Annotated in this window: 8 protein-coding genes and 1 tRNA gene; 1 reads left to right on the forward strand and 8 read right to left on the reverse strand. The window is 65.0% G+C overall.

Annotation, left to right across the window (positions count from 1 at the left end):
* Positions 1-321: 321 nt before the first annotated feature.
* A tRNA-Ser gene (locus VFU66_RS00385) sits at positions 322-414 on the reverse strand.
* Positions 415-514: 100 nt separating this feature from the next.
* Here VFU66_RS00385 and VFU66_RS00390 point away from each other — a divergent pair.
* On the forward strand, positions 515-1,834 hold the full coding sequence (locus VFU66_RS00390; protein ID WP_326444243.1) for an APC family permease: 1,320 nt from the start codon (positions 515-517) through the stop codon (positions 1,832-1,834).
* Positions 1,835-2,106: 272 nt separating this feature from the next.
* Here VFU66_RS00390 and purK read toward each other — a convergent pair whose 3' ends face one another.
* The 7 genes from purK to VFU66_RS00425 form a co-directional block, all read right to left on the reverse strand.
* On the reverse strand, positions 2,107-3,207 hold the full coding sequence (gene purK / locus VFU66_RS00395; protein ID WP_414649353.1) for a 5-(carboxyamino)imidazole ribonucleotide synthase: 1,101 nt from the start codon (positions 3,205-3,207) through the stop codon (positions 2,107-2,109).
* Positions 3,208-3,299: 92 nt separating this feature from the next.
* Entirely contained in the window at positions 3,300-3,806 is a 507-nt protein-coding gene (purE, locus tag VFU66_RS00400; RefSeq protein ID WP_326444245.1) for a 5-(carboxyamino)imidazole ribonucleotide mutase, read from the reverse strand.
* Positions 3,807-4,070: 264 nt separating this feature from the next.
* Positions 4,071-4,286, reverse strand: a complete 216-nt coding sequence (locus VFU66_RS00405) for a hypothetical protein (protein WP_326444246.1) — start codon at positions 4,284-4,286, stop codon at positions 4,071-4,073.
* Positions 4,287-4,363: 77 nt separating this feature from the next.
* Positions 4,364-6,679: a hypothetical protein gene (locus tag VFU66_RS00410; protein WP_326444247.1), complete on the reverse strand. Its 2,316-nt coding sequence runs from the start codon at positions 6,677-6,679 to the stop codon at positions 4,364-4,366.
* Positions 6,676-7,929: a phage portal protein gene (locus VFU66_RS00415; RefSeq protein ID WP_326444248.1), complete on the reverse strand. Its 1,254-nt coding sequence runs from the start codon at positions 7,927-7,929 to the stop codon at positions 6,676-6,678. The genes VFU66_RS00410 and VFU66_RS00415 overlap by 4 nt, the downstream gene beginning before the upstream one ends.
* 145 nt (positions 7,930-8,074) lie before the next feature.
* Positions 8,075-8,944, reverse strand: a complete 870-nt coding sequence (locus VFU66_RS00420; RefSeq protein ID WP_326444249.1) for a DUF3037 domain-containing protein — start codon at positions 8,942-8,944, stop codon at positions 8,075-8,077.
* A gap of 24 nt (positions 8,945-8,968) precedes the next feature.
* Entirely contained in the window at positions 8,969-9,802 is an 834-nt protein-coding gene (locus VFU66_RS00425; RefSeq protein ID WP_326444250.1) for a HipA family kinase, read from the reverse strand.
* Positions 9,803-9,972 lie beyond the last annotated feature (170 nt).

Genomic DNA, 9,972 nt, shown 5'->3' on the forward strand with positions numbered 1-9,972 from the left:
TGTAGACGTATACATTTTTCGCCCGCCCCAACGCCCATCCCCTGTACCCCGCCAGCCCGCTGTTGCCCCCCCAATTCCGCACCCCGTTGCATTTCATTCCGCAGCTCTTTGTACTTCCATTTCGCAGCGCAGCGGAGGAATCTGCTTTTCCACCACCGCCAGGAACCCGGAAATTATCGTCCTTCCGCGAAGCGGGAGGATCTGCTTTTCATCCGCGCAAATCCGTGCAGATCCGCAGTCGAATCAGTGTTCATCGGTGTCAATCGGTGTTAAGCCTTCCGCCAGGCACCCATCCAGGCGGACATCTTCAACAGGCAGGTCTGGCGGAGAGTGGGGGATTCGAACCCCCGATAGAACTTTTGATCCTATAACGGTTTAGCAAACCGCCGCCTTCAGCCACTCGGCCAACTCTCCGCACCATGCTGCACTTCGGCTACAGCCGATTATACCGTGCCGCCGCCGCGCCGCGTCCGCGTCAGTTAGATTTGTGATACGGAGCGAGCAAGGAGACGGGTTGGCCCGAGCGAACGGCAACACCAACAAGATGCGGCTGCTGCCGCTCGTCGCCGCCACCTACTTCATGGTGTCCGGCGGCCCCTACGGGCTCGAAGACATCATCGGCATGGCCGGATACGGCTGGGCGCTCCTCCTGCTCTTCGCCGTGCCGCTCCTCTGGAGCCTGCCCACCAGCCTCATGGTCGGCGAGCTCGCCGCCGCCCTGCCCTTCGACGGCGGCTTCTATCACTGGGTCCGCGAAGCCCTCGGCCCATTCTGGGGATTTCAGGAGGCCTGGCTCAGCCTCGCCGCCAGCGTCTTCGACATGGCCATCTACCCCACCACCTTCGTGCTCTACCTCTCGCGCGTCGCACCCGAGCTGACCTCAGGACACCGCGGCCTCCTGCTCAAGCTAGCCATCGTCACCATCTCCGCCCTCTGGAACCTGCGCGGTGCGGTCTCTGTCGGGCTCGGCTCCGCGCGCATGATGGCCATCTCACTCTCGCCCTTCGTTGTGCTCATCGCGCTCGTGCTCTGGCACCTCATCAGACACGGCATCGCCCCGGCCGCGGCAGGCGCGCCCGCCAGCGCCGACATCAGCGGAGCCATCGCCATCACCATGTGGAACTACATGGGTTGGGACAACGCCTCCACCATCGCGCAGGAAGTAGACGAGCCGCAGCGAGCCTACCCGCGCGCCATGCTCGCCTCAACCCTCACCGTCATGTGCGTCTACATGCTGCCGCTCGTTGGCGTCTGGATGGTCGGCATCCCCGCCGCGCGCTTCTCCACCGGCGCGTGGGTCGATGCAGCCATGCTGATGGGCGGCCCCGTGCTGGCGCTCGCCGTCGTCCTCTCCGGCTCGCTCGACGGTCTCGGCACCTTCAACGCGCTCACGCTCTCGCTCACGCGCCTGCCTTCTGCGATGGCCGAAGACGGCCTGCTGCCCCGTGTGCTTGCCCGGCGATGGTCCAACGGCGTTCCCTGGGTCAGCGTCATCGCATGCAGCATCGGCTGGGCGCTCGCACTCGGCTTCACCTTCGAGCGGCTCATCTCCATCGATCTCGTCCTCTACGGAGCCGCGCTCGTGCTCGAGTTCGTCGCCCTCGCCGTGCTCCGCGTCAAAGCTCCAGCAATGCCTCGACCCTTCCGCATCCCCGGAGGCCTCGCCGCCACCATCGCGCTCGGCGTCGGCCCCGCCGCACTCATCGCCTTCGCTCTCTGGACCGCGCGCGGAGAGCGCGTCGCCGGCCTGCCTGCACCCGCCTTCGCAGCCCTCATCGCCCTGCTGGGAGCCGTCGTCTACGCACTCCGCCCCCGCCGCCCCCCAACCCACTGACCCATCGACATCCCCCACCCCGAAATTCCTCAAGGCTTAACACCGATTTGCACCGTTGGCACCGATTTAAAAACGACCACGGATTGGCGCGGATGAACACGGATGATTTGCATCTCCATTCCGCATCCCTTTGCATTTCATTCCGCAGTCTTTATGTATTTCCATTCCGCAGCGCAGCGGAGGAATCTGCTTTTCATCCGCGCTCATCCGTGCCAATCCGCGGTCGAATCGGTGTTCACCGGCGCCAATCGGTGTTATGCCTCCAGCACACGCTACAACCGCGCCTTCGCCTCCAGCACCAGCTTCACCGCCTCATCCACCGTCGCGCCCACAGCGGAGAGATGTCCCATCTTCCGTCCCCTGCGCGGCTTGTGCTTCTCGTAGAGATGCAGCCGCACGCCCGGCACCGCCAACGCCGCATCAAAATGCGGCTCGCGCGGCGAACCATCTGCATTCAGCCACACCTCGCCCAGCAGATTCGCAATCGCCGCCGGCTGCACCACATCCACCTCGCCCAGCGGCAGGTCACACACCGCGCGCACAAGCTGCTCGAACTGGCTCGTCACCGAAGCCCGCACGCTCGCGTGGTAGCTGTTATGCGGACGCGGCGCAAGCTCATTCACCAGCAGTCTGCCGTCGGTAGTGCAGAACATCTCGACCGCCAAAATCCCCTCCAGCCCGAACGCATCGGCAATCGCGCCTGCAAGTTCGCGCGACTTCGCCGCCATCGCCGGCGCAAGCGGAGCAGGCATCGCGCTCCACGCCAGAATCTGGTTCTCGTGATAGTTCCACGCCGCCGGATACGCCTTCACTTCGCCGCTCGGCGACCGCGCCACCAGCACCGAAATCTCGCGCTCCAGCTCGACCGCCTTCTCCACAACACCCGGCCCTTCACCCAGAGCCTGCCACGCGCCGCTCACCTCATCTTCAAACGAGGCACCGGCGCTGAAGCCGACCTTGCCCTGCCCGCGCCCATCGTAGCCGCCCGTCGCGCTCTTGCAGAAACATCTGCCGCCCAGCTCGCGGATCGCCGCGCGCACCTCGTCCAGCGAGCGCACCGCGCGGTAGTCGCCAACGGGAAAACCATGCTCGCGCAGCCAATCCTTCTGCACCACTCTGTCCTGAATGATGCGCAGCATCGCGCCGCCGGGCCGCACCGGAGCATGCGCTGCGGCCGCAGCCATGCTGACTGGAGCAATCTGCTCGATCTCGAGCGTGACCACATCGCATCCACGCGCCAGGTTCGCGGCCTCGCGCGCATCGTCCCACGCGGCCTCAATGCAACTGTCCACCACGAACCGCGCCGCGCACGCCGGGTCCGGATCCAGCACCTGCACGCGATAGCCCATCTCGCGCGCCGCCATCGCCGTCATGCGGCCAAGCTGACCACCGCCGAAGATGCCAATCGTCGCGCCGGGAAGAATCGGTTTTGCCGCAACGCGCTTTGCCGTCGAAGTCGTCGTGCTCACGCGCCCGCCTCGTCGTCGCCCACAGTCTGGGCCAGCACCTCGTCGCGCCGCGCCGCGCGCCACGCCATCAACTTCTTCTGCAACGCCGGGTCCGTGGTCGCGAGCATCGCAATCGCCAGCAGCCCTGCGTTCATCGCGCCCGCCGCGCCAATCGCCAGCGTACCTACGGGGATGCCCTTCGGCATCTGCACAATGCTCAGCAGCGAGTCCTGCCCCTGCAACGCGGTCGCAGGAATCGGCACGCCCAGCACCGGCACCACGGTCTTCGCCGCAAGCATTCCGGGCAGATGCGCCGCGCCGCCCGCGCCCGCGATAATCACGCGCAGCCCGCGCCCCACGGCAGCCTCCGCGTACTCGAACAGCAGATCAGGCGTGCGATGCGCCGAGACCACACGCGCCTCGTGCGCCACGCCAAACTCGCGCAACACCTCGACGGCGCTGCGCATCACCGCATAATCATTGCGGCTCCCCATCACCACACCCACCAGCGGCTTGTCACTCATAGACCTCGATTATACGTTTGCGCCGGGAGCCCATCTTCGTATTTCCATTCCACCGTCCCTTGGCATTTCCGTTCCGTACCCTGAGCGAAGTCGAAGGGGGAGGAATCTGCTGTTGCTTCAACCCGCCACCAAAGCCCGGGTGCCTTTTTGTTTGTCCTTCCCGAAGGGAATCTGCGTTTCGCCAGGGCAGCACCGAGCCCTCGGGCACCCCTTCACGCGCTATTTCATCGCGCAAACGTAGACTCAACACACCTTACTCGCCTCTCACCGCCGCAAGTAATCCACCACCAGCTGCACGATCGCCAGCAACGCTCCGGCAGCGGTAAAGACTCCCTTCATGCGCTGCACGCCCCGCTCATGCCGTTCGACGCGCCCCTCAAGTTGCGTCAGCCGCCCCGGCTGTCCGATACCCATCAACTGATCCATCTGGCTCTTCAACACACTCAAGTCCGCCAGCACCTGTCCCTCAAATTCCGTCATCCCCCACCCCCGAACCCTCAAGGCCAAACACCGATTCACACCGATTCCACCGATGCAACTCGGCGTTAAGTCTTCCGTTAGCTCACCGGCAGATCCACCACGACGGCGCTCGAAAACCGCGAGTACACCGGCGGTGTCGAGCCGTCGTACATCCGCACGTAGTAGCGTTCCGCCTGCGCCTCGCGCGGAACCGAGAAACTCCGCACCGGACTGCGCAGCACCAGGTCCTGATCGACGCCTGGGCCGAAGCCTCCATCGCGCCGCCTCACCTCGAAGCCGCCGCCCACAGGCGGATCCATGCCCGCATCAATCTGCAACGCAGTCGTCGTCGAACTCACCAGTTGCAACTCCTGCAAATTCGGCAGCACGGTACCCGGCGCGCTCAACGCCGCCGCAGGCAGCAGCGCATCGACGGCAATCGCCTCCGACAGCTTCATGCCCAGCGCCTCTGCCCAGTCATTCGCAAACGCAATGCGATACGTCAGCATCTCCGGCACCGCCGCGCTGTCGACAATCTCGACCGCGCGCACCACGACACTCGTGGTCTCGTCGCTGCTCGTGATCGCCAGCACGTCACCTGGCCAGATGTCTGCCGCAGGATTAACCGCCACGTATTTGCCCGCAAGCGCCGCCGCGCGACTCGTAGCAAAGCTCAACACCGCCGCTGCTGCGCTCTCACAGTCGGCCGAACTGCGCGCCGGAGGCCTGAGCACCTTGCCCAGCCACCGCGCCGTGCCCGGAACGCCGCCCGCCGCTTCAGCCGCCACACTCGTCGCATTCGCCAGCCGCGCCACCGCCCGCTCGCGCGCACGATACAGCACCGTCACGTACTCGCCCGCCACCGGCACGCGGCCCGCAAAGAACGTCACCTTGCCCGAAGCGGAGATCCTGCAATCGACGCCCTCGCCCGCGATACCGATCAGCCGCGTCTGCTTCGTGCCGCCGGGCAGCGTGCTCACCACCCACGCCGAACCCGTCTGCGTCACGCGGCAGTAGCCCATCGAACCGACCAGCCCCACGCTGTTCGCCACAACGAAACTGCAACTCGCCGGCGATGTCGCCACCGCGCCGTCGTAGAGCACCGTCGCCGGAGTGTTCGACGACACGCCCAGGTCCAGCACGTCGAAGACCAGCGCCATTGGCGCAGCGATGACACCCCCGCCAAAGCTCTGGATCGCGCCATCGACCATCGCGTAATACGTTTGCATGACACGCTCAGGCTCAACCGAATGCAGCCGGATGCGCAGCGTGTACGTGTGGCCCGAGACCAGCGTGAACGCCGTCCCCACCTCAGCACCGTTCACAAACGGCACCGCAACTGTCGCACCGCTCGATTGCCTGACGTTATAACCCGCAAAACAGTTCGCACTCGCCGTCGCGCCCGAGTACAGACCCGCGACAATACCCGTGCTCGTGCCGCCAAGCTGCACGTTGCCCGCTTCGATGACGAGCGTTCCGCCCATCTCGATGGCGTCAATCGCGGTCAGCGTCGTCTGCCCGTCCAGCCCGTTGCCGCCGGTCATCGTCAGCCCGTTCGCGCCAAGGCTCAGGTGCGAGCCGGGATCGGCCACCTGCCATACCCGCGTATCGAGCGCACTCTGGTTGAAGCTGTCGTTCACCAGATGCGTCGCAGCCGTTCCCGTTGGACGGTACGGCGCCTCCGAAAGCTCGAAGACCGTCGTCGTGCCATCGCCCGCAAAGACTTCCTGCACGTAGGCAGTCGGCTCCATCTCGCCGCTCACGGTCACATCGTTGGCCAACTCCTTAATAGAGGCAGTCTTCAACGCAGCCACCTGCAACGTGCCGTCGCCGTCGCTCAGCGCATGAGTCACCGTGCCTGCTGGAGCAAGTGTCAGCGCGCCGTTCACCACGCGATACGCCGCATAGGTCGAACCCGCAATCTCAGCCGCGTTCGCCGACCAGTTCTCCCGCTGCACAGGCTCGAAGACGCCAACCGCAGGCACCGTCATCACGTCCGTCGTTGTGAAGAGCCCCGCGTCCACGCGATTGGTCAGCGTCTCAAGCAACGCGCCGCCCGTTTGTGCCAGCCCGGCGCCGATTGCCGGGAGCGGCTGCTTGTCGAGCAGCCACTCATCGCTCACCGCGCTGAACGCATAGCGATACACCGGCCCCGCAACGCCCACGCCTGCGTAGACAGCCTCAGGCTCCGTCGCCAGATAACCCGTGAACAAGACCGTGCCCGCGTCCGAGATCATCACCACGCGACCGCGTCGCACCGGGACAGTCAGCCCGGCGCCCGCAACATCGAGCAACCCGCCCACGCGCGAAGGCGCATTCAGCGCACGCTCAATCTTCGCCGGCCCATCCGCAGCGAGCGCGGCCGTGTAGTCCACCGCGCCCTTGCCATCCAGATTGTCGATCGTAATCTTCACATCGCCTCCGTCTGTGTCGATGTTGCAGCCGGCGCAAGCGGAGTCAGCCCGCGCATGGCGCGCACCTCGTCCACCGTCATCACGCCTGCTTCAATCAGCGTCTTCTGAATCTGGACCTCTTCCATCTCGTCGCGGCTCTCGAGCGCGTTGAAGCAGAACTCGAACTCGCGCCAACCCAGCTTCTTGGCGAACAGGTCGCGCGTGATGTGCTCGGCCAGCAGCTTCGCCACCGGCACCACCGCGCCTTGAAACGCCTCGTCGGCCAGCTCGGTCGCGGTCGAACGGTTCACATCGTTCATCGAACCAAGCAGCATCGGCGGCAGTTCGAACGCATTCGCAATCATGCGCACCAGCGTGTCCTGCCATTGCAGACGCAGATCCGCGTCGGTGCCGCCTGCAAAGCGCAGCACCTCGGGCTTCTGCTCGCAGCTCAGCAAAGGCACGCGGCCTGTGCCTTCAATCTCGTCCTGCCACCAGCGAATAAGCCGGTCGTGCTGCTCGGGCGTCGCATCGTTCAGCCACAGCGCATACTGCACCACCGAGTTCGATGCCAGCTTCGACGCATAGCGGCTCGCGCTTAGATACTGGTTCACCGTCTCGAACGCCACCTCCAGCCGCCCCAATCCGAAGGGCGTATGCGTGCGCGGATTGAGCCGCAGATACATCAGCTCGTCGTCCAGCAGAGGCACCATCTTCTGCTGCCCGGGCAGTCCGGTGGCCTGCGCATAGCGCGGTTTGGCCGGGTCTCCGTCCCACTTGCTGTCAATCTGGATGGTCGCGCCATCGACCGCCCACAGATGAAACGGCCGCGCCGCGTCGCCGGTCGCCTCCATCTCCACCGCGCCGAAGCCGCCGACGAGCAGGTCTTCGAGCACCTGTTCCCATAGCACGCGAAAGCTGTCGGCCGTGTTCGGCTCCTCCAGACACTGACGCAGCGCGTTCATCCGCGCCGCGCAGTCTTCGACGGACGCGCTCTCATAGCCGCGCCGCACGCGCACCTGCCAGTCCATGCTCGCAATCTTGTCCTTCACCACATTGATCGCGCGGCGCACCACCGGCGTCTCCGCGAACTTGCGCAGGTTCGCCGGCGTAGGTTTCGGCAGCGCAGGCTGCCCGCCGCGCATGGGGTTATAAGGACTCAAAATCGCCGGAAGCATCGCCGTCTTCCGTTCACCCTTGGTCGCATCGCCGGCAGCCTCGACACCAGCCAGCCGCTGCCACACTTCCTTCACCGTCTCTCGAACTCCCATCGCTTGCTCCTCTCAGATCAGGGAACAGGGTGTAGGGAATAGGGTGTAGAAGACAGAAGTCGTGACCTACGAAAAAAGAGCATGGCAGAAATGCCATGCTCTCGCGTCTTCTACACCCTACACCCTATTCCCTACACCCTATTCCCTACACTCTCAACTCCACCCTCGCCGTCTCTGCCACGCGCGCCAGGTCGCTCAACGTCACCACGCGAATCGCCTGCCGCTCCATCGCGTCCACGCCGAAGCGGTATCGCTCCGTCGCCTCATCTTCCGCATTCGAGACCTCGCGCAGCGGCTCGACCACAGCGGTCAGGTCCAGCGTTGCGCCTTCCACGCGCTCGACTCCCTCGCGCAGTTGCGGAGCCGAATACGCCAGCCCCTTCGCAGCCTCGACGTCGCCCTCGAGCGAGACCGCCTGAAACATCCGAATGATGCCGCCTGCAGGCGCGGTCTCGAGCGCGGCCCTGTAGCCGCAATCGATCTTCGTCGGGTCGCCTGCGCGCGTATACAGCGACGCGGCGACGCGTTTGCGCATCATGCCCCACACGCCCGCGCGCTCGAACTCCGTGCGCATCGCGCCCGCAATGGCCGCGCGCCCGGACTTCCTGCGCTCCGCCTTCACCTTCAGCGGCTCGACGTACATGCGCATCAACTGCTCCAGCTCGGCGGGCAGGCTCTCCGCCAGCGACGCCTTCATCTCCGAGATCTGCACCGAGTTCGAAAGCGTGTCTTCGAGCACCTGCATCACCGGCTTGATCCCTTTCTTGAGATCAAGCGCATTCGCCGTGCCCGCCGCAAGCCGTGCGGCAATCTCAGCTTCGAGCGACTCCAGCAGGCCAATGTCCGCATCCGCATCCATGCAGCGCACGCGGCTCCAGTCGCGCGTAAAGCGCACCATCGCGCCCTCCGCGCTGCCTGCCTCGCGCGCAAGCACGCCGATGTTGGCAAACTCGCCCTTCACCACGTCCGGCACATACCGGATGAGGAAGAACTCGCATGGCACACGTTGCTTCAAACGACCTCCAAGAGCAGCTTCTCCCTACATTACAAACTTTGCCACACCGCTCCACTCTTCAAACTGCCGCGGCACGACAACGGTCTTCCCGGCGTTCCACATCGGGAACGGCCGCCGGTCCGAGTCACGGAACAACTCAATCAGTTCGCGCACACGCGCGCGGCGGCGGAGCAACTGCTCCATCAGCCGCTCGATCTCGGCGAGGTCGCCGCCGTACCACTCCGGCGGCACCGCCTCGGCAATCGACCACAGTTTCGCAGCATCCATCTTCTCGACGCGGCCCAGCCACGGCTCGAAGCTCTCCCAACCCGTCACGCGCTCGTACACCTGGTTGCGCTGATACACGCCGCGCAGCGGAGCGTCTGGAAACGTCCACTCGCCCGCGTTGAAGCAGAAGCCCTGGTCAATGAACGTCGCGCGGTACTTGCGCTCACGCGGCCTGCGCTCGAAGACCGCCTGCCGTCCGTTACAGTTGCCTGTCCATTTGTCGATGCAGAGCATTCCGGCAAACTCCGCCACGTTGCGCACCTCGGCCAACTGCTGCTCGGGCAGATAGTCCACCACCTGGCCGGGCATCAGGCCGCCCACAAAGCGCGAGCCGAACTGCAGCCCCGCCGTGTAACGTTGACGTTGGCCGCGCGGCAGGTCGAGCTGCATGGCGGGCGAGTTTTCAACCAGCCAATCCGTCACCTCGACCACGTCGCTCACCGGCACCGTCAGGCCCACGGCCTCGGCCAGCCGCGTGGCAATCAGCTCATTGGCCAGCACGCGCAGGTGCTGCGGATTGTTCTGAAACTTCACCACCCACAGGCGACCATCAGACGCGAGCATCAACTGGCTCTGCGCCCCGCCGCGCATCCTTCGGATTGCCTGCACCGCCAGTACCGCCAACGTGTCTCCCTCCGCAACAGAATACAGGGCTTCCAGCTTCCAGCCTTGAGCTAAAAGCTGATTCTCCTCACCAGCATCTCCGCGCGCGCGGCCTGCGCAATGGCCATGGCCATCAGGCAATCGTCGTGCGCGCCCGA

It is taken from the genome of Edaphobacter sp. (genome assembly GCF_035763405.1).
Taxonomy (GTDB): domain Bacteria; phylum Acidobacteriota; class Terriglobia; order Terriglobales; family Acidobacteriaceae; genus Edaphobacter.